At 30.3% G+C, this 25,751-nt stretch carries 21 protein-coding genes; 6 read left to right on the top strand and 15 right to left on the bottom strand.

Annotation, left to right across the window (positions count from 1 at the left end; translation table 11 throughout):
• The 3 genes from MC378_RS05765 to MC378_RS05755 form a co-directional block, all read right to left on the bottom strand.
• Window positions 1-462: an MHYT domain-containing protein gene (locus tag MC378_RS05765; protein WP_242177793.1), complete on the bottom strand. Its 462-nt coding sequence runs from the start codon at window positions 460-462 to the stop codon at window positions 1-3.
• 8 nt (window positions 463-470) lie between these two features.
• On the bottom strand, window positions 471-1,193 hold the full coding sequence (locus MC378_RS05760; RefSeq protein WP_242177792.1) for a MotA/TolQ/ExbB proton channel family protein: 723 nt from the start codon (window positions 1,191-1,193) through the stop codon (window positions 471-473).
• 230 nt (window positions 1,194-1,423) lie between these two features.
• The gene (locus MC378_RS05755; protein ID WP_242177791.1) at window positions 1,424-2,479 is read right to left on the bottom strand and encodes an asparaginase; all 1,056 of its coding nucleotides are present in this window, start codon (window positions 2,477-2,479) and stop codon (window positions 1,424-1,426) included.
• 95 nt (window positions 2,480-2,574) lie between these two features.
• Between MC378_RS05755 and MC378_RS05750 the strand changes: the two genes are divergently transcribed.
• The 4 genes from MC378_RS05750 to MC378_RS05735 all read left to right on the top strand — a co-directional run bounded on the left by MC378_RS05750 (window position 2,575) and on the right by MC378_RS05735 (window position 7,653).
• Window positions 2,575-3,273 carry a zinc metallopeptidase gene (locus MC378_RS05750; protein WP_242177790.1) on the top strand — a complete coding sequence of 233 codons (699 nt, stop codon included), beginning with the start codon at window positions 2,575-2,577 and terminating at the stop codon, window positions 3,271-3,273.
• Window positions 3,274-3,485: 212 nt separating this feature from the next.
• Entirely contained in the window at window positions 3,486-5,858 is a 2,373-nt protein-coding gene (locus MC378_RS05745) for a TonB-dependent receptor (RefSeq protein WP_242177789.1), read from the top strand.
• Between the two features lie 13 nt (window positions 5,859-5,871).
• Complete coding sequence (locus MC378_RS05740) at window positions 5,872-6,879, top strand: sensor histidine kinase (RefSeq protein ID WP_242177787.1); 1,008 nt, start codon at window positions 5,872-5,874, stop codon at window positions 6,877-6,879.
• Between the two features lie 9 nt (window positions 6,880-6,888).
• A complete protein-coding gene (locus tag MC378_RS05735; RefSeq protein ID WP_242177785.1) occupies window positions 6,889-7,653 on the top strand; it encodes a LytR/AlgR family response regulator transcription factor in 765 nt (254 codons plus the stop codon).
• A gap of 330 nt (window positions 7,654-7,983) precedes the next feature.
• Here the strand turns inward: MC378_RS05735 and lepA are convergent, their stop codons facing one another.
• On the bottom strand, window positions 7,984-9,780 hold the full coding sequence (gene lepA, locus MC378_RS05730) for a translation elongation factor 4 (RefSeq protein WP_242177784.1): 1,797 nt from the start codon (window positions 9,778-9,780) through the stop codon (window positions 7,984-7,986).
• 149 nt (window positions 9,781-9,929) lie between these two features.
• Window positions 9,930-11,036: a TolB family protein gene (locus tag MC378_RS05725; protein ID WP_242177783.1), complete on the bottom strand. Its 1,107-nt coding sequence runs from the start codon at window positions 11,034-11,036 to the stop codon at window positions 9,930-9,932.
• Between the two features lie 60 nt (window positions 11,037-11,096).
• On the opposite strand from MC378_RS05725, the gene MC378_RS05720 reads away from it, so the two are divergent.
• The gene (locus MC378_RS05720; protein ID WP_242177782.1) at window positions 11,097-12,320 is read left to right on the top strand and encodes a M28 family peptidase; all 1,224 of its coding nucleotides are present in this window, start codon (window positions 11,097-11,099) and stop codon (window positions 12,318-12,320) included.
• Window positions 12,321-12,341: 21 nt separating this feature from the next.
• Window positions 12,342-13,343 carry a tRNA dihydrouridine synthase DusB gene (gene dusB / locus MC378_RS05715; RefSeq protein ID WP_242177781.1) on the top strand — a complete coding sequence of 334 codons (1,002 nt, stop codon included), beginning with the start codon at window positions 12,342-12,344 and terminating at the stop codon, window positions 13,341-13,343.
• Window positions 13,344-13,347: 4 nt separating this feature from the next.
• Here the strand turns inward: dusB and MC378_RS05710 are convergent, their stop codons facing one another.
• From MC378_RS05710 to MC378_RS15430, 10 genes are all read right to left on the bottom strand, one after another.
• Window positions 13,348-13,935 (bottom strand): hypothetical protein, encoded by a 588-nt coding sequence (locus MC378_RS05710; RefSeq protein ID WP_242177780.1) that lies wholly within the window; start codon window positions 13,933-13,935, stop codon window positions 13,348-13,350.
• A gap of 6 nt (window positions 13,936-13,941) precedes the next feature.
• Window positions 13,942-15,144, bottom strand: coding sequence for an ABC transporter permease (locus MC378_RS05705; RefSeq protein ID WP_242177779.1), 1,203 nt, complete (start codon window positions 15,142-15,144; stop codon window positions 13,942-13,944).
• 15 nt (window positions 15,145-15,159) lie between these two features.
• Window positions 15,160-15,555: a 30S ribosome-binding factor RbfA gene (gene rbfA, locus MC378_RS05700; protein ID WP_242177778.1), complete on the bottom strand. Its 396-nt coding sequence runs from the start codon at window positions 15,553-15,555 to the stop codon at window positions 15,160-15,162.
• 96 nt (window positions 15,556-15,651) lie between these two features.
• Complete coding sequence (locus MC378_RS05695) at window positions 15,652-15,945, bottom strand: hypothetical protein (RefSeq protein ID WP_242177777.1); 294 nt, start codon at window positions 15,943-15,945, stop codon at window positions 15,652-15,654.
• An 11-nt stretch (window positions 15,946-15,956) separates the two neighbouring features.
• Window positions 15,957-17,468 (bottom strand): F0F1 ATP synthase subunit beta, encoded by a 1,512-nt coding sequence (gene atpD, locus MC378_RS05690; protein ID WP_242177776.1) that lies wholly within the window; start codon window positions 17,466-17,468, stop codon window positions 15,957-15,959.
• A 174-nt stretch (window positions 17,469-17,642) separates the two neighbouring features.
• Window positions 17,643-18,998 (bottom strand): OmpA family protein, encoded by a 1,356-nt coding sequence (locus tag MC378_RS05685; protein ID WP_242177775.1) that lies wholly within the window; start codon window positions 18,996-18,998, stop codon window positions 17,643-17,645.
• A gap of 115 nt (window positions 18,999-19,113) precedes the next feature.
• Window positions 19,114-20,307 carry a glycine C-acetyltransferase gene (gene kbl, locus MC378_RS05680; RefSeq protein WP_242177774.1) on the bottom strand — a complete coding sequence of 398 codons (1,194 nt, stop codon included), beginning with the start codon at window positions 20,305-20,307 and terminating at the stop codon, window positions 19,114-19,116.
• Between the two features lie 47 nt (window positions 20,308-20,354).
• Window positions 20,355-23,483, bottom strand: a complete 3,129-nt coding sequence (locus MC378_RS05675; RefSeq protein WP_242177773.1) for a UvrD-helicase domain-containing protein — start codon at window positions 23,481-23,483, stop codon at window positions 20,355-20,357.
• Between the two features lie 71 nt (window positions 23,484-23,554).
• Window positions 23,555-24,973, bottom strand: a complete 1,419-nt coding sequence (locus tag MC378_RS15435; RefSeq protein WP_420851001.1) for a nucleoside recognition domain-containing protein — start codon at window positions 24,971-24,973, stop codon at window positions 23,555-23,557.
• Between the two features lie 10 nt (window positions 24,974-24,983).
• On the bottom strand, window positions 24,984-25,748 hold the full coding sequence (locus tag MC378_RS15430; protein WP_420851000.1) for a FeoB small GTPase domain-containing protein: 765 nt from the start codon (window positions 25,746-25,748) through the stop codon (window positions 24,984-24,986).
• Between the last annotated feature and the right edge of the window lie 3 nt (window positions 25,749-25,751).

Here is a 25,751-nt window from a genome sequence, read left to right as displayed (position 1 = left end):
TTATGATTTAATTAATCCTTTAATTAAATCCCATACAAAGAAAACACTTGCAATACCTCCTAAGATAACGCTATACCAAATTCCAGCTCCAACCCAATGATTTACAGAAGATCCTTCTTCACCTCCAGGTTGAATTTTACCAGCGGCATCGTAAACAACATCACTATCAGCCATAAAATAAGCAATTGCTAAAAATACTCCTAAAACAATCAAACTCATTAACATCTTTTTAAGATTTTCTGGGTTTTTGATAATTGTCCAAAAAGAAAGTACGACAGCTATTACAACTGCTGCAATAAATAACCAAAAAGAAAAAGAAATTAATGGACTAATGACGCTGTTTTGAACATCTACACTATTTTCAATAACTTCCTTATCTTCCATAAAAACTCTTATGAAAAGAATAGCTCCTATAATGGCTATAGCTGCAATGAAAATATTTAAAATTTTATTACTTTTCATATTATTTTTTATTTTTTATACTTTACTAATAAATCTATCAAAGAGATAGAAGCGTCTTCCATACTATTTACAATACTATCGATTTTAGAAACGATATAATTATAAAAGATTTGAAGAATAATAGCCACAACTAAACCAAATACGGTTGTTAATAAGGCTACTTTAATACCTACTGCTACTACCGCTGGAGAAATATCATTTGCTACAGCAATATCGTTAAATGCCCCAATCATACCAATTACAGTACCCATGAAACCAAGCATTGGTGCTAATGCAATAAATAAAGATAACCAAGAAACATTTTTCTCTAATTGTCCCATTTGAACTCCTCCATAAGAAACAACTGCTTTTTCAGCTTGATCAACTCCTTCGTCTACTCTGTCTAAACCTTGGTAAAAAATAGATGCAACAGGTCCTTTTGTATTTCTACAAACTTCTTTTGCTGCTTCTACACCACCAGAACTTAGTGCATCATCTACATTTGCTAATAATTTTTTTGTATTGGTTGTTGCCATGTTTAAATAAATAATTCTTTCAATGGCAATAGCTAATCCTAAGATCAAAGCTACTAATACAATTCCCATAAAACCTGGACCACCATCAATAAAGTTTTGCTTTAATACTTGGTGGAAAGTTTTTGCTTCTGTTGCTGCTTCTTGAGCAAAGGTTGATTGAATAGCTCCAAAAAACATAAATCCTGTTACAGATAAGACATTTACTACTTTTTTCATCTTTGTTATAAATTAATTTTTAATAGTTATCGGGTTAAAGATATAAATTTTTATGTTTAAATAAACAAAATGCAAAATACTTTAATTACTTTTTTTTAAAGAATAAAACACAAAATGTTATTTAACAGACCGCCAAGTAACAAAAAATGTTGTGCATAAAAAAATTTTTTTTACGTATTTCTAGATTTTTAATACGATTTTACTAAAATCTTTAAACTTTAAATAATTTACTAGGAATTTAGCAATTTACTTTTTCTTGTAACTTCTCCTCTTAGTGATTTCTCAAAATAATATTCAAAATCTTCAAACGATAAATTTTCACTTAATAAATACATTAATTTAGCCACTGCAGATTCTGTTGTAATATCTCTACCACTAACAATTCCAATCTCTTTTAGAGCAATACTTGTTTCATAATGACCTTGTATAACACTTCCTCCTGCACATTGTGTAACATTTACAATTCGAATCCCTTTAGATATTGCCTTTTTCAACAAATCAACAAACCATGTTTCATCGGGTGCATTTCCTGCCCCATAAGTTTCTAAAACAACACCTTTTAATCCTTTAGAATTTAAAATACTTTCTACAACATGTGCTGTTATTCCTGGAAATAATTTTAAAATTACAATATCTGTTATTAATTTTTTTCTAACAATTAGTGCTGATGTTTCTTCTTTGGGTTGATGAATTAAATGCTCATTAAAATTTAAATGAACACCGCTTTCTGCTAACGGAGGATAATTCATAGATGCAAAAGCTTCAAATTGTTCTGCATTAATCTTTGTAGTTCTATTTGCTCTGTATAATTTATATTCAAAATACAAACAAACTTCAGAGATTACAGGTTTGTTTTCATCTCTTGCACAAGCAATTTCTATGGATGTTATTAAATTTTCTTTGGCATCTGTTCTTAAATCTCCAATAGGCAATTGAGAGCCTGTAAAAATGATAGGTTTCTGTAGGTTTTCAAACATAAAACTCACAGCAGAAGAAGTATATGACATGGTGTCTGAACCCGTTAATACTACAAATCCATCAAAATCATTGTAATTTTTTTCTATAATTTCTACAATACTAACATAGTAATCTGTATTCATATTTGATGAATCGATAACCTTATCAAAAGAAATGCTTTTTATTGTACAATTAAGTTGTTGTAATTCTGGAATTTTAACTAAAATCTGACTAAAGTCAAACGCTTTTAAGGCATTTGTTTTATAATCTTTAATCATACCAATAGTTCCACCAGTATAAACCAATAAAATATTCGGTTTTTTTGTCATTTTGTCATTTTTATTCTCCAAACAATAAATTGGAATACTTTATGTTGTAAATTTATCAAACAAAAATGACATAAAAATTTAAAACAATATATATTATGATGGGATTTTATATTTTAATTGGCGCTATCTCTTTGATAAGCTGGTTCGTTAGCAACAAACTAAAAAGTAAATTTAAAAAATACTCTCAAATTCAATTAAGAAATGGGATGAGTGGTGCTGAAATTGCCACAAAAATGTTAGCTGATAATGGCATTTTTGATGTAAAAGTAATCTCTACACCAGGAAGATTAACAGATCATTACAATCCACAAGATAAAACTGTAAATTTAAGCGAGTCTGTTTACAATCAAAGAAATGCCGCTGCCGCTGCTGTTGCTGCTCACGAATGTGGACACGCTGTACAACACGCAAAAGCTTATAGTTATTTAAAAATGCGCTCTCAATTGGTACCCATTGTAAGTGTTACCTCTAAGTTCTCTCAATGGTTAGTTATTGGAGGATTAATTTTAGGAGCTGCTTCTGGAGCATCAGGGATTGGTTTTTACATTGCCATTGTAGGACTAGTCTTTATGGCATTTGCAACGTTATTTAGTGTTGTAACTTTGCCTGTAGAGTATGATGCCAGCAACAGAGCACTAGCTTGGTTAAAAAACAAAAACATGGTTTCTCAGCAAGAATTAGCAGGTGCAACAGATGCTTTAAAATGGGCTGCTAGAACATATCTAGTTGCTGCTTTAGGCTCTTTGGCCATGTTATTATATTGGGGATTACAAGTATTAGGGAATAGAAATTAAAGACTTCTTTCATTTACAGAAAACCATATTAAAAAAAGCTTCGATTTTCGAAGCTTTTTTTATGGAAGAAACTTTTTATTGATTTTTAATGTCTTTTTTTTATAGAAAAAGAAGTTCTGTTTATCGGAAATTTAACCCACTTCGTCAGATTTTAGTTTTTCTGCTGTAACAAAAAAGGCACTTTTACAGTGTTAAATATAAAAATCAACCTAATGAAATTTTTTATTACTAGTACTTTTACTTTATTATTTGGAATTCTGGCAACCTTTTCTCAACATTCTATTTCTGGTAAAATTGTAGATGAACAAAATGAACCTTTACCATTTGCAAATATTATTTTACACAAAATAGGTAGTAACGAAAATCCTAAAGGAGCTGTTTCTGATGAAAAAGGAGAATACAAAATTGAAAATATCTCTTCAGGGAAATATAGGATTGAAATTTCTACCCTAGGTTTTGAAACACAAAAAATTAAAGAATTTGAATTAAATTCGAACAAAACTTTTAACATCACATTAAAGGAAACAACACAAACTTTAAATGAAATTGTTGTAAAAAGTAAACGTCCGGTAATTAAACAAACTGCAGAAAAATTGATTGTTGATTTAGAAAAATCTGAAATGATAAACACGAGTCTACAAGATGTTATGCGCAAGGTTCCTGGTGTTTTGGTAACCAGTAACGGAATTTCTATTGCAGGAAAAGGCGGAGTAAAAATATTAATCAACGGAAAAACAACAGAATATATGGATATTGAAACTCTATTACGTGATTTTCCTGCGGATAACATCTCTAAAATTGAAGTAGCAGAACAACCTGGAGCAGAATATGATGCTTCTGGATCTAGCGCAATTATCAACATCATCTTAAAGAAAAATGTAAAATTAGGAACACACGGAAGCACAAATGCTTGGATTGGCGAAGATGAAGGTTTTGAATACGGTACAGGTTTTTCTATTGCTAGCTACAAAAACAAATTAAACTGGCAAACCAACATAAATTATTCTCAACCAACTTTGAGAGATGATTTATTTCTAACAAGAACCGTAGGAAATGAAACTTATAATCAGATTACAAAAGAACCTTATAATCCTGTGAATTTTTCTATCAGCGGAAACATCGATTATTACATTAACGATAGACATTCTATAGGAATTGGCACTCGTATAAACACAAGAAACTCAGAAAGAATAGCAAGCAGCAAAACCATTATTTCTGACACAAATAGTTCTAATACTTTATTATCTGAAAACAGTTTTGATAGAGATCGTAAAAATTTTAATATCAATCCTTATTACGAATATAAAACAGATACTGATAGATTGTTAATTGATTTTAATTTTATCGATTATACAAACGACAATACAAATACATTATATGAAACTGCAGGAAGCACTGTTGCCTTTGTAGATAGAAAATACATTCAAGATGGAAAATACAGTATTAAAACTTACAGAGCAGATTATACAAAAACACTTTCAGAAAACTTTAAATTAAGTGCTGGAACAAGATTTGCTGATGTAAATACTGATAATGATTTACAATCTTTAAAAGAAAATAATGGCAATTATTCTTTAGCCGAAGAAGAAAGCAGTAGGTTTTTAATTGATGAAACTATCTTTGCATTGTATTCTAAAGTAAATGCTAATTTAGGAAAATGGTCTTTTTCTGGAGGTTTACGTTATGAAAACAGCAATACAGACGGAACATCTATTTTTATGGATCATGGCACAGAAAAAACTACGGTTAAAAAAAGGCCAATAAAAAAAGTATTTCCTAGTGCATCTATCAGCAGAAAATTAACAGACATTTTAGGAGCAAGTTTGTCTTACAGTTACAGAATTCAAAGACCTTCTTACAATAGTCTAAATACATTTACTACGTTTTTAGATCCGTTTTCGGGTAGTGATGGAAATCCAAATTTAACACCTGCATACACCAACAATTATCAATTTAATTTAACTTATGATGGTCAACCTTTTTTTACTGTTGGGTATAGCAAAACAGACGATGTTATTTTTCAATTAATACGACAAGACAATACAACGGCTCAAATAAGACAACAACAAGTAAATATTGAAAACAATTCTAATTGGAACTTTCGTTTATTTGCTCCTTTAAGCTTTGTAAAAGGAGTAGATGGATACACTGGAATTGTCGTTGTTAACACAAACTTTCAATCATCAACCTATAATGTAAATTTAGATAAATGGAATTTATATTGGTTTGTACAAGCAAGTTATGAATTACCTTGGGACATCAATTTTGAATTAAGCGGAAACTATGGAACAGGTGCTTTAGAAGGACAAGTTGAAGTGGATTGGCTTGCAGAATTAGATTTTTCTTTCAGTAAAAAGTTTTTAAACAATCAATTAAAAGCCAATCTTGGTTTCAGTAAAATGTTAAACAGAGGTTATGTTGGTAAAATAGATTATGGAAATGGAACAGCAGCGGTAGAAAGTAATGGTTCAAGACAAAACATTCAATTAAGATTGGTGTATAGTTTTGGCTCTAAATTTGGAAAGAAAAAATCTAGCAGAAAATCAAATAGAGATGAAGAGAATAGAATTAATGATAATAATTAATATGTTTGTATAAATGAATGCAAAACTAAATAAATCTGACTGGGTAATACTTTCCATTGTTTTTGGTACCACAATTTTGTTAGGTTGTATCGATTACTATCAAGAAGACAATAATTTAATTGAATATTTAATTGATTTTCCGACCGCTACATTATTATCAATTATCATCATTTTAGTATTTATTCAAATTATTGTTCCCAAGTTTTTAATCCAAAAAAAGAAATACATTCTATTTTTTTTGTCTAGCTTACTACTATTAACAGCAATAGGAACTTTAGATAAAATTATAGGGAGGTTAAGTGCTGGTGAATCATTAAGTGATATTTCAAATTTTTTATCCTATTTCCAAAATGGCTTATACAACGCTACAGACATGGTAGGTTTTCCTTTAGGAATTTTACTTATCAAAAAATTCTATGAAGGTCAGAAAGATTTAAGTGAAGTTCAAAAACAACAAAAAGAAAACGAATTAAAATTGTTACGCTCTCAAATAGATCCTCATTTTTTATTTAATAATTTAAATACTTTAGATAGTTTAATTGATAGCAACCCAACAAAAGCAAAAGAATATATTAATAAACTATCCTTGATTTACAGATATTTAATTAAAACAAAAGATGCAGAAGTGATGGAGCTTTCTAGCGAAATTGAATTTGCAAAAAACTACATTTTCTTAATAAAAACTAGATTTGGTAAGGATTATGAGTTTACTATTGAAGAAGACACTTCTTTAGCAGATAAATTTATTCCAACTGGAGCCATACAAATTTTACTAGAAAATGTGGTAAAGCACAATAAATCTGATGGAAAAAAACCTATTGAAACAACAATTAACATTAATGATGGTTGGCTAATTATTGCCAATTCTAAATCCAAAATAAATTCTAAAGAAGAATCTTTTGGAACCGGTTTAGAGAATTTAAAAACTCGTTACAAATTACTTTCCGACGAAGTGATTCAAATACAAAATAAGGAAACAAAATTTGAGGTTTCAATTCCAATTATTGAATTAAGTTATTAAAAAATAAAAATGAATATTTTAATTTTAGAAGACGAAATTCCTGCATATCAAAAACTAACAAAATGCTTAGATCGTTTTTTTGATATAAAAATTACGCATGATTGGGGAAGAACAATTGTTGATGGAGAAAAATTTTTAAAAGAGAATTCTTACGATTTTATTTTATCTGACATTCAATTATTAGACGGCTTGTCTTTTGATTTATTCAATAAAATCAAAATTGAATCTCCTATAATTTTCTGTTCTGCTCATGATGATTATTTATTCCAAGCATTTAACACCAATGGAATAGCCTATATACTAAAACCATATTCTCAAGACGATTTTGATAAAGCCATTCAGAAATATCAATCTTTGTTTAAAAAGGGCGATTACAATGCTCTAAATAGCAATACTATTAATGCTTTAAAATCTGCTTTACAGGAAGAAAATAACAATTACAAAAAACGATTTGTTATAAAAAAAGCCTCTGGAATTCAATTATTAAATGCCACAGATATTACTTTAATTTCTGCTTCAGGTGATTTTTGTTTGGTAAATGATAAAGACGGAAAACGACATACTATTTCACAAAACTTAGGAGCTATTCATCAGCAATTAAATCCTAAAAAATTCTTTAAAATTAACCGAAGTGAAATTGTAAATATTGATTTTATAGAAAATATAGAAAGTCATTTTAAGAATCGATTGTTAATATCAATGAAAAACTACAAAGAAAAAGTGATGACAAGTTCTTCTACAACTTCCGATTTTAGAAAATGGTTAGAGCAATAACAACACAAAAAACAAGCAAACAAGTTTAGCCTTAATTGATGCTTTAAACTCAAAACAAGAAAATTATTTGAGTTCTTTTTTGAGTTAAGAAGAAAATAGCAAAAATCCTTTCTGATTTCTCAAAAAGGATTTCGAATTACTTTATTATTCTAACTATTTTATTTCTTTTTTGGAGGAAAAACTCCGAAGGCAAACAACAATCCAAAAACAGAAAAGAAACCTGTAAAAAAGTCAATAACACTATTTTCTAACTTAGAAAAAAATAGCATGCCCATACAAATTAGACATATTATAATTCCTAAAATTCTGTAATTCTTTTTGTTCAAACGATTAGTCATTTAACTTTAAAACTGCCATAAATGCTTCTTGAGGAATTTCTACATTACCAACTTGACGCATTCTTTTCTTTCCTTTTTTCTGCTTTTCTAACAGTTTACGCTTACGCGAAATATCTCCACCATAACATTTTGCAGTAACATCTTTACGTAATGCTTTGGTAGTTTCACGGGCAATAATTTTTGCTCCAATTGCGGCTTGAATAGGAATATCAAATTGTTGTCTTGGTATTAATTGTTTTAATTTTTCAACAATTTTCTTACCTATAGAATATGCATTATCTGCATGTAATAATGCAGAAAGCGCATCTACAGGTTGTGCATTTAATAAAATATCTACTCTTACTAATTTTGATTCCTTCATACCAATTGGATGATAATCAAAAGAAGCATATCCTTTAGAAACTGTTTTTAAACGGTCATAAAAATCGAATACAATTTCTGCCAAAGGCATTTCAAAAATTAATTCTACTCTTTCTGTTGTTAAATATGTTTGATTAATGATTTGTCCACGTTTTTCGATACACAAACTCATTACTTGCCCCACAAAATCTGATTTTGTAATAATTGAAGCCTTGATATAAGGTTCTTCTACCCTATCTAATCTTGACGGATCTGGTAAATCTGTTGGATTATTTAAGATGATAATTTCATCAGGGTTTTTCTTTGTGTATGCGTGATAAGAAACGTTGGGTACCGTTGTAATAACAGTCATATTAAACTCGCGTTCTAAACGCTCTTGAATAATTTCCATGTGTAACATTCCTAAGAATCCACAACGAAAACCAAAACCTAAGGCAGCTGAACTCTCTGGTTGAAAAACCAATGAAGCATCATTTAATTGCAATTTTTCCATAGAATAACGCAACTCTTCATAATCTTCTGTATCTACAGGATAAATTCCTGCAAAAACCATCGGTTTTACATCTTCAAAACCATCAATAATTTCTTTGGTAGGATTTGCAAAATCTGTAATTGTGTCACCTACTTTTACTTCTTTTGCTGTTTTAATTCCTGTAATTAAATAGCCAACATCACCTGTTTTTACAGATTTTTTTACAACTTGTGTCAATTTTAACGTTCCAACTTCATCAGCAAAATAATTTTTACCTGTAGCCATGAACATAATTTCTTGACCCTTTTTAATTTCTCCATTTAAAACTCTAAAATAAGTTTCAATTCCCCTATAAGAATTGTAAACAGAATCAAAAATTAAAGCTTGTAAGGGTGCGTCAGGATTTCCTTTGGGAGCAGGAATTCTATCAATAATTGCTTCTAAAATATTATCAACCCCAAAACCTGTTTTACCACTTGCGTGAATAACTTCTTCTGGATCACAACCCAATAAATCGACAATATCATCTGTTACTTCTTCTGGGTTTGCAGAAGGCAAATCTACTTTATTCAAAACTGGAATAATCTCTAAATCATTTTCTAAGGCTAGATATAAATTAGAAATTGTTTGAGCCTGTATGCTTTGTGCGGCGTCAACAATTAATAAAGCACCTTCACAGGCTGCTATAGAACGAGAAACTTCGTAAGAAAAATCTACGTGACCAGGAGTGTCAATTAAATTTAAAACATACTGTTCTCCATTATGAGTATAATCCATTTGGATGGCGTGCGATTTTATGGTAATTCCACGTTCTCGCTCCAAATCCATATTATCTAATAACTGTTCTTTTTTTTCACGATTCGTAACAGAACCTGTAAAATCTAACAATCTATCCGCTAACGTGCTTTTACCATGATCTATATGAGCAATGATGCAAAAGTTTCTAATATTCTTCATTTGTTAAATTTGATTTCTAAATTGCTTGCAAATATAGGTTATTTACAAGTTGTTTTTAATACAAAAAAGAACTGAGTTACAGCCTTATAATTCTACCATAAACAGGTAGATAATGTACCTGATTTGTGTTTCTAAATAACAATTTCTTGTTAATCTTGCCATTCTGCAATAAAGAGGTTTGTATCATGACCGCCTCCATTATTTCTATTGGATGAAAAAATCAATTTTTTTCCATCATTAGAAAACACTGGAAAAGCATCAAATGTCTCTCCATGAGTAACTCTTTCTAAATTTTTTCCGTCTAAATCTATCATATACAAGTTAAAAGGAAATCCTCTTTCAGCTTCAAAGTTAGAAGAAAATAAAATCTTTTTTCCAGAAGGATGAAAAAACGGACTCCAATTAGCGTTTCCTAAATCTGTTAACTGACGTAATTCTGAACCATCTGCATTACAGATATACAATTCCATTTCTGTTGGCTGAACCAATCCTTCTTTTAACAAGTCTTGATATTCTTTTATTGCCTCTTTTGTTTTTGGTCTTGAAGAACGAAAGATTAATTTTGTACCATCTGGTGAGAAAAAAGCACCTCCGTCATACCCTAGTTGATTTGTAATCTGCTTTACATCAGAACCGTCAATATTCATAGTAAACAACTCTAAATCTCCTGTTCGCATTGAAGTAAAAACAATTTTATCTCCTTTTGGAGAAACTGTAGCCTCGGCATCATAACCTGGTTCTGTAGTTAATTGCTTGGTAATATTTCCATTTAAATCAGCTACAAAAATATCATATGTATCATAAATTGGCCACACATACTTTCCTTCTCTTCTTAAAGGTGCTGGAGGACATTCTTTTCCTCCTAAATGTGTAGAACCATAAACATAACTTTTATTATCTGGCAAGAAATAAGCGCAAGTTGTACGTCCTAAACCAGTAGAAATCATTGGTGGAATAGAATCTTTAAATGTTTCTCCAACATTCATCAAAAACATTTGATCACATTCTACTCCCCATTTTTTATTGTTCGATTGAAAAATAATTTGTTTATCATCAAAACTCCAATATGCTTCAGCATTATCACCACCAAAAGTAATTTGTTGCATGGTTTTAAAATGCACTTCTTCTGGAAAAATTAAACCACCTTCCCATTTTTTGGTTTCTCCAGACTTTGCATCTGTATTTTCTTTTTTATTGGATTTGCATGCACCAAAAGCTAAAGATATAGCTAGAAAAAAAAGTATTTTAAATTTCATTTTATCTAATTCAATAAGTGGTATTAATTCTCTAATTTTGCAAAAATAATATTTATCATCATGAGAAACATCCTATTTTTAATCTTTTTCTGTTTTTTAATTTCTTGTAAACCAGCAATTGAACAAGAAGCACGAATTAAAGAAGATGCTACATTTTTAGCTTCAGACAAATTAGAAGGAAGACAGACAGGTACAAAAGGAGAAAAAGCAGCTGCAGAATACATCCAAAAAAGATTTAAAGAGTTAGACTTACAACCAAAAGGAACTACTAGTTTTTTACAGCCTTTTACTTTTAAACCAAAAACAAATCCGCATGAACAAGTAAAGTTTGATGTAAATGGTGATGGAACAATTACAGGAAATAATGTTATTGGTTTTATTGACAATAAAGCAGAAAATACTGTAATTATTGGAGCACATTATGACCATTTGGGTTATGGTGGCGAGGGATCTTTATACAGAGATTCTATTAAAGCAATTCATAATGGTGCAGATGACAATGCTTCTGGAGTTGCTGTTTTATTAAACCTAGCTGCAAAATTGAAAAAGAAAAACACCAATAATAATTACCTTTTCATCACTTTTTCTGGAGAAGAAATGGGACTTTTAGGTTCTAATTATTTCGTAAAAAATCCAACAATTGATACCAAAAAAGTTTCTTACATGATTAATATGGACATGGTTGGCCGTTTAAAAAAAGATTCTGCTTTAGCCGTTTACGGAACAGGAACTTCACCAATATTTAAACAAACTTTAAAATCTCATAACGAGAATTTTAAATTGATTCAGCAAGAATCTGGAGTTGGCCCAAGTGATCATACTAGTTTTTATTTAGCAGACATCCCTGTTTTACATTTCTTTACGGGTCAACATGAAGATTATCATAAACCTGGAGATGATTCAGAAAAACTGAATTATGAAGGAATGGAAACTATTAGCAATTATATCTTTAACATTATTACTGATTTAAACGACAATGGAAAACTACCTTTTAGAAAAACAAAAAATGAAAGTGAAGAAACACCACGTTTTAAAGTAGGAATGGGTGTAATTCCTGATTATATGTTTGACGGAAAAGGAATGCGTATTGATGGAATTTCTGAAGAAAAACCAGCACAAAAAGCAGGACTTAAAAAAGGAGACATTGTTATTAAATTAGGTGATAGTACTGTTGTAGATATGATGAGTTATATGCGTGCTTTATCTGTCTTTAAAAAAGGAGATAAAAGTAAAGTTCATGTAAAAAGAGGTAAAGAAGAAATTGAAAAAGAAATCCAATTTTAAGTAAAAACTCCTATTTACATTATGATTAAAATTGGCAACATAGAATTACCCGATTTCCCTTTATTATTAGCACCAATGGAAGATGTTTCTGACCCTCCGTTTAGAGCTTTGTGTAAAGAAAATGGCGCAGATGTTGTGTACACAGAATTTATTTCTTCAGAAGGTTTAATTCGTGATGCGGCAAAAAGCGTTATGAAATTGGACATTTACGAAAAAGAACGTCCGGTTGGAATTCAAATTTTTGGTGCCAATTTAGAATCGATGTTAAAAACCGTAGAAATTGTAGAAAAATCAAATCCCGATATTATAGATATCAATTTTGGTTGCCCTGTAAAAAAAGTGGTTTCTAAAGGCGCAGGAGCAGGAATTTTAAAAGACATAGATTTAATGGTTTCATTAACCGAAGCAATGGTAAAACACACTAATTTGCCTATTACAGTTAAAACCAGACTTGGTTGGGATCATGATTCTATAAAAATTGTAGAAGTTGCAGAACGTTTGCAAGATGTTGGCTGTAAAGCAATTTCGATACACGGAAGAACTCGAGCACAAATGTATAAAGGCGATGCCGATTGGAAACCAATTGCCGATGTAAAAAACAACTCAAGAATGCACATTCCAGTTTTTGGAAACGGAGATGTGACATCTCCAGAAAAAGCCATGGAAATGAGAGATTCTTATGGATTGGATGGTTGTATGATTGGTAGAGCTGCAATTGGTTATCCTTGGTTTTTTAATGAAGTAAAGCATTATTTTAAAACAGGAAAATATTTAGCAAAACCCACCATTGCAGAAAGAACACAAGTAGCAAGAAGACATTTACAAATGGCTATTGATTGGAAAGGACCTGTTTTAGGTGTTTTTGAAACAAGAAGACATTATACCAATTACTTTAAAGGAATTCCGCATTTTAAAGAATACAGAATGAAAATGGTAACCTCTGATGATGCTAAAGATGTTTTTGCTGTTTTTGATGAGGTAGAAGCTAAATTTGGAAATACTATTGTCCCTGAAATTAAGTAGCTAATTATTCTTTAATTTTAAATGATTTTATCATTTTTTCTACATCAGGTACAAATTCATCAAAATTATCTAAAGTAGAACGATACCTAATTAAATAACATTTATTTTTATAAAACAGGTATAAATTTGCTGTTTTGTATTTTATGTTTTTATCATTCCAACTTGATGAAATAAATCTTAAAACAATGCTTTTACCATATTTTTCATGCTTTGTTTCTATTTGTTGGTAGTTAAAATTTTTATACGTTTTTTTTAATTTTTTTATTGAAGCATTAACATAATCATTAATATTCTTCAGTTTATTTTTCTTATTCTCTTTTAATGCAAAGCCTACAAAACTTTTGAAATTTATAGGTGCTTGATTTTTTAATTTTTCTGGCGCGTAATAAAGCCCACCATGAGGCTCAACAAAAGCATACCAATTTTTAGGTTTCTTAATGGAATAAAATCTATTTTCTTTAGCCAGTTCTGTGCTATCTAATATTTTAAACGGATTATCTCTAGTTAAACCATATTTATTTACTTTACTAGATGCACAAGAAAATATTGCTAATAAAAAAAATAAGACTATAAATTGGGTACATTTTTTCATAGAAATTTACTTCTCTATAAACTCTTTAGAAATTCTACTACTTGCAATTTTAGAGGCAATAAAACCTAAAATAGTAATGGTAATAATTACAATAATTAGATTTGTAAATCTAAATTCTACAGGATAAGGAAGGCTTTGCGTAATCATAAACAAACCAAATTGTTTTTGCACAAACACTAAAATTACACCAATTGTTAAGCCAATTAGCATTCCAAAAAAAGTAAGTAAAAATCCTTGTAAAACAAATATTTTTTTCACCTCTTGTATTGTAGCACCTAAACTAAATAGTGTTTTTAAATTATCTTTTTTATCAATAATCATCATAATAATTGCACCAATAACATTAAACAATGCTATAATAACAATCAATGTAAAAATAAGATAAGACACAAAATTTTCTGTATTTATTACTTTGTAAAAAACTTCGTTTAATTGTTCTTTTGTTTGAACTTTAAATTGATTTCCTAATTGTTCTTGTAGTGCTTCCGAAACTTCATCAACATCAGCATCATTTACCAATTTTAATTCGATACCTGTAATTTGATTTTCTTTATATCTAAGCAAACTTCTAGCTTCAGAGATATCAACAAAAACAAATTTATTTTCAAAATCTTCTGTTCCAGAATATACTCCTACAATTTGAACATTCATTTTATAAAACGCATTTCTGGGATTTATAAATCCAGTTCCAGGTTTAGGTACTGTAATAGCTAAAGGTTCTCCAAAATTTAAAATGCCTAATGTGAGTTTTCTTGAAATTCCATTCCCAATAACTGCTGTATTAGAAAAATCTGTATCAATCCAACTTCCTATATTTATAGCAGAATCTATTTGTGTAATCGTAGTATAATTATTCTCTACACCTTTAACAAAAGCAATTTCACTTTTATTATTATATTCTAAAAAAACGCGTTCTTCAATAACTTTTGATGAAGCTTTTATTGTTGAATTACTTTGAAAAGTTTTTTGGATTTCAGCTGTAAACAAAAAAGATTTCCCTTTAACAGAAGTTATTTTTATATCAGGGTCTGATGCATCTAACAAACTATAACTAAAAGTTCTTAAGCCAGAAAAACCCGAAAGAATAATAAACAAGGCAAGCGAACCAACAATTACTCCAAAAGAAGCTATTATGGTAATTATATTAATAGCATTATTATTTGTTTTAGTAAACAAATATCTTTTTGCTATGTATAGTGGAAAACTCAAATATAGAGGCTGGTTTTATCTTTTTTGACGTCTAGGAAGTACTTCTGGATTTTTAATAGGGTTATCATCATTTCCTTTTAAAGATTTATCAATATCCTCAATATAATCTAAAGTATCATCTCCAAAAAACAATAATTCTGGCATTCTTCGTAATTGATTACGAGTTCTTTTAGCCATTTCATGTCGAATTAAAGGTGTATTAGATTGAACTCCCTTTACAATTTCATCTCTTTTTTCCGATGGAAATATACTTAGGTACACTTTTGCCACTCCTAAATCTGAAGTAACATGGACTTTAGAAACAGAAATAATAACACCTTTCATACCATCTTGAGCAGCTTTTTGCAAAACATCTACCAAATCTTTTTGTAAAACTCCAGCAATTTTTCTTTGTCTATTTGTTTCTTCCATAATGCAAATTTACAATATTTTATATATGTAATTTTAAAACATAAAAAAATCTCAAAGCAAGCTTTGAGATTTTTACTTATTTATAATAATATTATTTTAGTCTGCTAAAATAATAGCTTTGTTATCATTTAATTCTAACGTACCAGAATTAATTGCTAAAGATAAAATTCTATCATCATCTTTTTCAACTTCTAGTCTACCATTTAAATCATCTAATATGATATGATCTTGAGTATGAATATGAATCTTAACAAGACCTTCTTTTAAAACAGAAACAATTGGTGCGTGATTATCTAACATTTGAAAATCTCCATCTATTCCTGGAACTACTAAGCAATCAATTTCTGATGAAAATAAAACAGCTTCTGGTGTTACAATTTCTAAAAACATATTTTCTAGTTTTAAGCTTCTGCTAACATTTTTTCTCCAGCATCAATTGCATCTTGAATTGATCCTCTTAAATTAAACGCTGCTTCAGGGTATTTATCTAATTCACCATCCATAATCATATTAAATCCTTTAATAGTGTCTTTAATATCAACTAAAACTCCTGGTATACCAGTAAACTGTTCAGCTACGTGGAAAGGTTGAGATAAGAAACGTTGTACACGTCTAGCTCTATGAACTACTAATTTATCTTCTTCCGATAATTCTTCCATACCTAGAATTGCGATAATATCTTGTAACTCTTTATAACGTTGTAAAATTTCTTTTACTCTCTGAGCACAATCATAATGCTCATCTCCTAAAACATCTGCTGATAAAATTCTTGAAGTAGAATCTAAAGGATCTACCGCAGGATAAATACCTAATTCTGCAATTTTACGAGACAATACTGTTGTTGCATCTAAATGCGCAAATGTTGTTGCTGGTGCAGGATCTGTTAAATCATCTGCAGGTACATAAACCGCTTGTACAGAAGTAATAGAACCTTTTTTAGTTGATGTAATACGTTCTTGCATAGCCCCCATTTCTGTTGCCAATGTTGGTTGGTAACCTACTGCTGATGGCATACGTCCTAAAAGTGCTGACACTTCTGAACCTGCTTGTGTAAAACGGAAGATATTATCTACGAAGAAAAGAACGTCTTTTCCTTGTGCTTCTCCTGCTCCATCTCTAAAGTATTCCGCAATCGTTAAACCAGATAATGCAACACGTGCACGTGCTCCAGGTGGTTCATTCATTTGTCCAAATACAAAAGTAGCTTTAGAATCTCTCATTCCAGGTTTATCAACTTTAGATAAATCCCATCCTCCTTCTTCCATAGAGTGCATAAAGTCATCACCATATTTGATAATTCCTGACTCTAGCATTTCACGAAGTAAATCGTTTCCTTCACGAGTTCTTTCTCCAACACCTGCAAAGACAGATAAACCACCATGTCCTTTTGCGATATTATTAATTAGCTCTTGAATTAATACGGTTTTACCTACTCCAGCACCACCAAATAATCCAATTTTACCTCCTTTTGCATAAGGTTCAATTAAGTCGATTACTTTAATCCCTGTAAATAAAACTTCAGTTGATACTGATAAGTCTTCAAATTTAGGTGCATTTCTGTGAATTGGCAACCCATTTTCTCCAACTTTACTTAAATTACCTAATCCATCTATGGCATCTCCGGTTACGTTAAATAAACGTCCGTAAATATCATTTCCTATTGGCATTTGAATTGGATTTCCAGTAGCAATTACTTCTACTCCTCTACTTAAACCATCAGTAGCATCCATAGAAATAGTTCTAACCGTATCTTCACCAATGTGTTGTTGAACTTCTAAAACTAAAATTGAACCATCAGCTTTTTTAATTTCTAATGAATCGTAAATTTTTGGAAGCTCATTATTCTCTGTATTGAATTCAACATCAATAACTGGTCCAATTATTTGAGAAACTTTACCTGTTGTTGTAGACATTTTGTATCTAATTAAATTATTATTTTTTTCTGAAAGATTTACCTCTCATTTTCAGGGTGCAAAGGTAGTTTTTTTGATTGGAATTAAAAAAGTTTTTTTACACTAAAAACATTCCTTTACAATAAAAAAAGCCTCATCGTTATGATGAGGCTTTTAAATATCTAAAATTGAATCTTAGTTTGTTACTTTAATTTCAACTCTTCTGTTATTAGATCTTCCTGCTCTAGTTTTATTAGAATCAACTGGATAACCTGCACCAAAACCTTTAGCTTCTAATCGAGTTGTATCAACTCCTTTTTTCACTAAATAATCTCTAACAGCGATTGCTCTTTTTTCAGACAATCTTAAGTTAATAGAAGCAGAACCAGTACTATCTGTATGACCTCCAATAGCAAAAGTTGCTTTTGGGTTGTTATTCATAATAGTTGCAATTTCATCTAATTTTGAAGAAACTCCTTTTTTAAATGAAGCTCTACCAGTATTAAATAATATTGTTTTTGCTGCAAAGTTAATTGCTTCTACAGCTTCTTTCTTGATAACTTTTTCAGGACAACCAGCTTCAGAAGCTACACCTGCTACATTAGGACATTTATCGTCTTTATCTAAAACGCCATCTCCATCAGTATCAGGCCAAGGACAACCACTGTTTGCAGCAGGACCTGCTACATTAGCACATTTGTCATCTTTATCTAAAACGCCATCTCCGTCAGTATCAGGACAACCTTTATTTGCTTTTGTTCCTTTAGAATTAGGACACATATCATCTTTATCAGCAACTCCGTCACCATCAGAATCAGGACATCCGTTCATTGCAGCTAAACCAGCAACATTAGGACAAGCATCATCAGAATCTTTGATTCCATCACCATCAGCATCAGGACAACCATTGAATTCAGCTAAACCAGCAACTTCTGGACAAGCATCTTCTCTGTCGTATATACCATCACCATCAGTATCTTTTCCTCCAAATTTAAAAACTAACCCAAGAGAACTTTGGTAATGAGACTTAACATTGTCTGCAAATCCTTTTTTAGTTCCTGTTTGAAAGTTTAAACCTAAGTTTTCATTAAACCAAGTATTGAAACCAAGACCTACATTTAACATTCCTTCTCCTTCAGAATCAGCTGAAACATAAGATCCCCCTAAATACACATAAGGATCAAACCAAGAAGTGTCTCCTACTAAATTATTTAAATCGTATTTTACAATTGCATCAACAGAATAATATAAGAAATCTGAATCATCTTTTGTATTTAATGTTTTAATCTTATTTAAAGATCCTGCTAACTGTAAAGTAAATCCTTTATCAAGATATTTCTCCCCAGAAACTCTTGAAATTGAAGGCAATACATTCCAATCAGAACTACCAAACAAATCTTTAAGTTGGTCTGAAAAATCATTACCATTATAAAAGTCTACAGTATTTAAACCAAAACCTACTACCCAAGGATTGTTTTCATCCTGTGCGTTCACGTTACTAACTGCTACCAACGTAAACAAAGCTATCACAGCTATTTTTAATCGTTTCATTATCAAATTTTTAAATTAAAAGTTCGTTATTATAATACGCAAAAGTAAACCCTTAAAACGTATCTACAAAGACAAATCTACAAAATATTCATAAACCTGCAAGTTTTTATCAATTCTAAATAACACTCAACTCCTTACCAACCTCTATAAAAGCAGTAATTGCTTTGTCTAAGTGCTCTTTACTATGTGCCGCAGATAATTGCACTCTAATTCTTGCTTTTTCTTTAGGAACCACTGGAAAAAAGAAGCCAATAACATAAATCCCTTTTTCTAATAATTTATTTGCCATTATTTGAGAAAGTTTTGCATCATACAACATTACAGGAACAATTGCTGCATCAGCACCAACAAGATCAAAACCAGCTTTTTCCATTTCTGTTCTAAAGTAATTTGTGTTCCATTCTAACTTATCACGAAGTGAAGTATCTTTAGAAATTAAATCAAATACCTTTAAAGAGGCTCCTACTATTGCGGGTGCTAACGAATTTGAAAACAAATAAGGTCTTGAACGTTGGCGTAAAATTTCAATAATTTCTTTTTTACCTGTTGTATACCCCCCCATAGCACCACCAAGGGCTTTTCCTAGAGTTCCAGTAACAATATCAACACGCCCCATTACATTCTTCAACTCAACAGTACCTCTACCAGTCTTCCCAATAAAACCTGTTGCATGACATTCATCAACCATAACTAGAGCATCATATTTATCTGCTAAATCGCAAATTTCATCAAGTTTAGCCACAATTCCATCCATAGAAAAAACACCATCTGTTACAATAACTTTAAAACGATGACTTTGTTTATTTGCTTCAATTAACTGCTCTTCTAAAGAAGACATATCGTTATTATTATAACGATAACGTGCCGCTTTACATAAACGAACCCCATCAATGATTGAAGCATGATTTAAACTGTCAGAGATAATAGCATCTTCTTTTGTAAGTAAAGGTTCAAAAACCCCTCCATTTGCATCAAAAGCTGCTGCATACAAAATCGTATCTTCTGTTGTATAGAAATCTGCTATTTTTTGCTCTAACTCTTTATGAATATCTTGAGTTCCACAAATAAAACGCACAGAAGACATTCCAAAACCATGTGTATCCATCGTATCTTTTGCTGCCTGAATAACCTCTGGATTATTTGACAATCCTAAATAATTATTTGCACAAAAATTAATTACCTCTTGACCTGTAGAAATTTTAATTACAGCATCTTGTGAAGATGTAATTATTCTTTCTGACTTATACAATCCAGCATCTTTTATGTCTTGAATTTCTTTTTTTAAAGTATCTTTAATTTTACCGTACATTTTTTATTAATTTAACAAACACAAAGTTACAAAGTTTATTTTTTTGATTATACCTCAACAACATCAATTTTGCTATTGATGTAAATTAATATTTTTTTGATGATTTTAAAGCCCATCGTTTTTAAAACTCGTTCGTATTTTAAAAGTTGTTGATGATGTTCTTTAGATGGATTTCCTGTTTTATAATCAATAATAACAACCTCGTTCTTAGAATTTAAAACCAATCTATCAGGAATCACAATTTGATTATCAACATCAATTATCTCTCTTTCATTAAAGACTGTAACATCTTTAGAGAAATATGTTTTTAATTCTAAATGATTCACAACTTCTTCTATATTTCGCTTAACGGAAATCATCTGCAAATCATTTAAAATTCCTTTTTGATGGTATTGGCTAAGAACAAAATCAACATCTTGTTTAGTGTTAATTTTGGCAAAAATTTCGTGTAATAAGTTTCCAAAATCTATCGCTTTTCCCTGTTCTGTATTCCATAATTTTGATGAGCTAGCCAATAAAACAATCCGATGAGCTTGCCAAGGAGTTGAAATAAATTTCTCATGATTTTCTGCTAAAGAAATTTTGTTTTCTTTTATACTCACTCTCGCTTTATTACCAAAAGAATATTCTAAAACACTCTCGTTCCAAAGTTTGTTTTCTTTTAAATAATTGATAAAAACTCCTGAATAAAAATTAGTGTTTTCTACTCCTTTTGAAGTAATTTTATTTTCAGTAATTATATGTAATTGTTCTACAGCTCTAGTTAAAGCTACATACAACAGATTAAAATTATCTAACTCTAACTCTTCTCTTTGCTGATTGTAGATTTGGAAACCTGTATCGCTTACAATACTTAAACTTTTACTATAATCTACCAATAACTCATGAAAACCATTATAAGAATCTGGCAATTGACCTAACCAAGCTTTCGGTTTTATTTGCCTATAAATTTCTAAATCACAAGGAAAGATCACCACAGGAAATTCCAATCCTTTCGATTTATGAATGGTCATAATTTGAACTGCATTTGCACTTTCTGGAGCAACAATACTCAATTTATCTTTTTTAAGCTCCCAAAACTCTAAAAATTCACCAACATCAGTACCTCTTCTTTGTTGTTCTAAAATGGTATCTAAGAAAAACTGTACATAGGCATCAGAAGCATTTATTAAATTAAAACCCCTAATAATTTCTTCTATTTTTTCATAAAATGGTAACTGATAAAAAGTTAAAACTTCAAACGAAATCCCATATTTTTTTAAATTTGTTAAAATAGTTTGATTATCTGCTTTAGAAAATTCTTTAAAAAAGAGATGTTTCGGGTTTTTAATTTGTAAATGTTCATGTAAAAAATAAAGCATCTCAAATCTTGTTTCCTCATCATTTGGGTTTTGTAAAACTTTTAAAACATCGACAATAAAATTAACTTTAGCACTGTTTTTAAGTAATAAGGTTTCTGACGAAATAATAGCGATTCCATTTTCAGATAAGTAATTTGCAATTGCTACTCCATCTGCTCGTTTTCTAGTCAATACACAAATTTCACTTAAAGAAAATTCATTTTTTAATTCATTAATTTTTTCTAAAACTTTTCTAGGATATTTTAATTTTCTTGATTCTTTATCCTCTTCTTTCTCTAAAAATGAAAGAGAGACAAACCCACCTTTTTTAGCGTTTTCTATTTGGTTATTTCCTTCAACAAAAAGCTTCTTATACGCTTCATTTTGAATAAAACTTGCTGTATGTTGGAAAAACGAATTATTAAAATTAATAACTTCCGAATAACTCCTGAAGTTGGTTTCTAAACTTTTAATTTCTTTATCAATATGAAAAGGATTTTCTTTATCCGAACCTAGTTCAATAAACTGTTCCGCTTTACCACCTCTCCATCTATAAATAGCCTGCTTACCATCACCAACCAATAACAAATTACTATTTTCTTGAGACAAAGCATTGTCTATTAAAGGAATTAAATTTTGCCATTGTAATACAGATGTATCTTGCATTTCATCAATAAAATAATATTGAAAACGCTGTCCAATTCTTTCATAAATAAAAGGAGAAGGCTGGTCTTTTATGTTATCAGAAATCAATTGATTAAATTCTGCATTTAATCGAATGTTATTCTCTTCTTTTATGTTTTCTAATTCTGAGTTGATATGATTTAAAACCGCTAAAGGAATGATACTTTTTAACGCCAGTTTGTTCATTGAAAATTGCTGATAAATTTGCTCTGACTCTTTAAATAATCGAATAATATCTGGAACTATTTGATCTATAGAAAGTGCAATTTCATCCGAAGTAGACTTCGCATAATATTGATTATTATCAATCGCTTTTTTTATTGTTTCACTTCTTTTTATGAAATCAATATCTACAGATTTAACACTTAAATCAGTAAAGAATTTAGGAATGGTTCCTCGCATAAAACTCTTAGGTTCTAAACCCTTATTTTCTATCAATTGAACACATTCTGCCCCCACTTTTAACAAAGATTCTTTTAATTCTTTTTGCTGATTATAAAGTTTTGTTTTTAAATTAGTGAAATCTTCTATTTTTTTTTCTGCAAGACATCTAAAATGCTTTACATCATCTTCATTCAATAAAATTCTTGCAAATTCATTTAAATCTCTAGAAATATCCCAAGACTTATCATCATCCGTTTTATCTAAAGAATAATCAATTAAAAGATTGGTTAGTTTTTTATCGGTTCCTATTTTAGAAATCAACACATCTACTGCTTCGTTTAATAAAGAAACAGCATCCATTTCTACTTCAAAATTAAGAGACAAGCCTAAATCGTAAGCAAAACTTTTTATAATTTTATGCGTAAAACTATCAATAGTAGTGATTGAAAATGCTGAATAATTTTGAAGAATGGCATTTAAAATTTTCTGACTTCTTTCTTTAATTGTAATTTCATCTAGTGTTGTTTCTTCAAGAATTTTAGGGTAAATATCTGTTGAACACCCTTCCGAAAAAGCTTCTAAATTAAATAAAACCCTTTCCTTCATTTCGCCAGCAGCTTTGTTGGTAAATGTAATTGCCAACACTTTTTGAAATGTAAAAATATCTTCAGAATTCAGTAAAACTTTTAAATATTCTTTTACTAAAGTAAAGGTTTTACCACTTCCTGCAGAAGCATTATAAACTTGAAATGTAGCTAAATTTTGCACAATTTATTTTACTGCAAAATACAAAATTATGTGTTTCTATTTCACTTGATTATTGGATTTATTTTTATCTATTAACTCATAATCCTCCAAATTTGTGCCACCAAAAAAGTAATAATAAAACCTGCTACAATTGGTAATATCGTAGCAACTACAGTCCATTTTGTGCTTTTTGTTTCTTTATAAATTGTGTAAATTGTAGTACTACAAGGGTTGTGCAACAAACTAAACAGCATCACATTTACCGCTGTTAACAAGGTCCATCCTCCACTTCTTAAAATATCACCAGTTGCCGTTACAGAATCCAATTCAAACATCACTCCCGCCCCAGCACCTCCAACAGCTCCCGTTACCATAACAGTTAACATTAAAATAGATGGAATTACGATTTCATTAGCAGGAATTGCCACAATATACGCTAGTAAAATAACACCATTTAAACCTAATAAAAACCCAAATCCATCCAAAGAATGAATTAAATGTACCGCAATACTTTGGTCTCCAATAAAGACATTAGAAATTAACCATATTACAGCTCCTGCTGGCGCAGCAAAAACAATTGCTCTCCATAAAACAATTAAAGTTCTATCAATTAAAGAAGTATAAATGGTCTTCCAAAATAGTGGCGTTCTATATGGCGGAAGTTCTAAATTAAAGGTAGAAACCTCTCCTTTTAAAACGGTTTTAGACAATGCCCAAGAAAAGAAAAACATAAAAAAGATACCTAAAACAGCAATTCCTACAACTGCAGCTAAAGAAACAAAACTAGAATATGATGATGGTACAACAGCTCCAATAAATATTGTTGCCAATAATATCTGAGTTGGCCAACGACCATTACAAAGAGAAAAATTATTAGTAATAATAGCTATTAAACGCTCTCTAGGACTGTCTATAATTCTAGTTGCAACAACTCCCGCTGCATTACAACCAAAACCCATACTCATTGTTAAAGCTTGCTTACCATGAGCCCCAGATTTTTTAAAAAGTGCATCCATATTAAAAGCTACTCTAGGCAAATAACCAAAATCTTCTAACAACGTAAACAAAGGGAAAAAGATTGCCATTGGTGGTAACATAACCGCAATTACCCAAGCAACTGCCAAATAAACACCATCTATTAAAAATCCAGATAACCACCAAGGAAAACCCAAAAATGAAGCACCTTCTTTTAAAAAAGGATGAATTGTATCTAACAACAGACTAGCTAGCATTGACGACGGATAATTAGCACCAACAATAGTTAACCAAAGTACTAAACCTAATAATAAAAGCATTATAGGAAAACCCCAAATTTTACTAGTAACTATTTGATCTATTTTTGCATTTAAATAAAAAGCACCTTTTTTATTATCTTTTACTACAGTTTTTTCTACAATTTTTGAGGCATCGGCATAAATAGCTTCTGTTAAATTATCATGAAAATCATCGCCAATTTGCCAACGTAATTCGTTAGATAATTCTATAATTTTATCAATGTTTTTTGTTTCCATTTATTAAAAATTAAATAAAAGCGCCTGTTTTTAAAGCTTCTAAAATATGAGTATCCCCTTCTAAAACTCTAAAAGCTAACCATCTACTATTTGACACATTAGGGTATTCTTTTTTAATAGCAGCACTTAATTTTTGCACAGCTTCTTCTACATGTTTAGGAATGCTTTTTATTTTATGTGGTTTGCAAATAATTTTTCCATTTGCTAAATCACTAATTGCAGTTATCAATTCAGGAATCCCCTCTTTAGATCTTGCAATAGTTGGCACAACAGGAATTCCTAATTCTCTTGACAAACTTCTATAATCTATAGTTATTTTATTTTTTTTAGCTTCATCCATTAAGTTTAAACACAAAATTGCATTTGATGAAATCTCTAAGATTTGCAGCACTAAGTTTAAATTACGCTCTAATCTACTTGCATCTACAACAATAACAGTTAATGTTGGTTTTCCAAAAAGAATAAAATTTCTTGCAACTTCCTCGTCTTCTGACCTTGACATTAATGAATAAGTCCCAGGCAAATCAATTAATTTATATTTTTGATGCTGATACTCAAAAGCGCCTTCAGCTCTTGTTACTGTTTTCCCTGGCCAATTACCCGTATGTTGCCTTAAACCTGTTAAAGCATTAAAGACGGTACTTTTCCCAGTATTTGGATTTCCTGCAAGTGCAATTACAAAGTCTACATTTGTGGTGTCTACTCCTAATCTTTTTACTCCTTCTACATCATAATGTACACAAGTATCACAAGCTGATTTTGTAGCTGTTTTCATCTC

It is taken from the genome of Polaribacter marinus (assembly GCF_022662535.1).
GTDB classification, from domain to species: domain Bacteria; phylum Bacteroidota; class Bacteroidia; order Flavobacteriales; family Flavobacteriaceae; genus Polaribacter; species Polaribacter marinus.
Note: the sequence above shows the minus strand (reverse complement) of the source record. Positions and strands in the feature narration are given on the sequence as shown.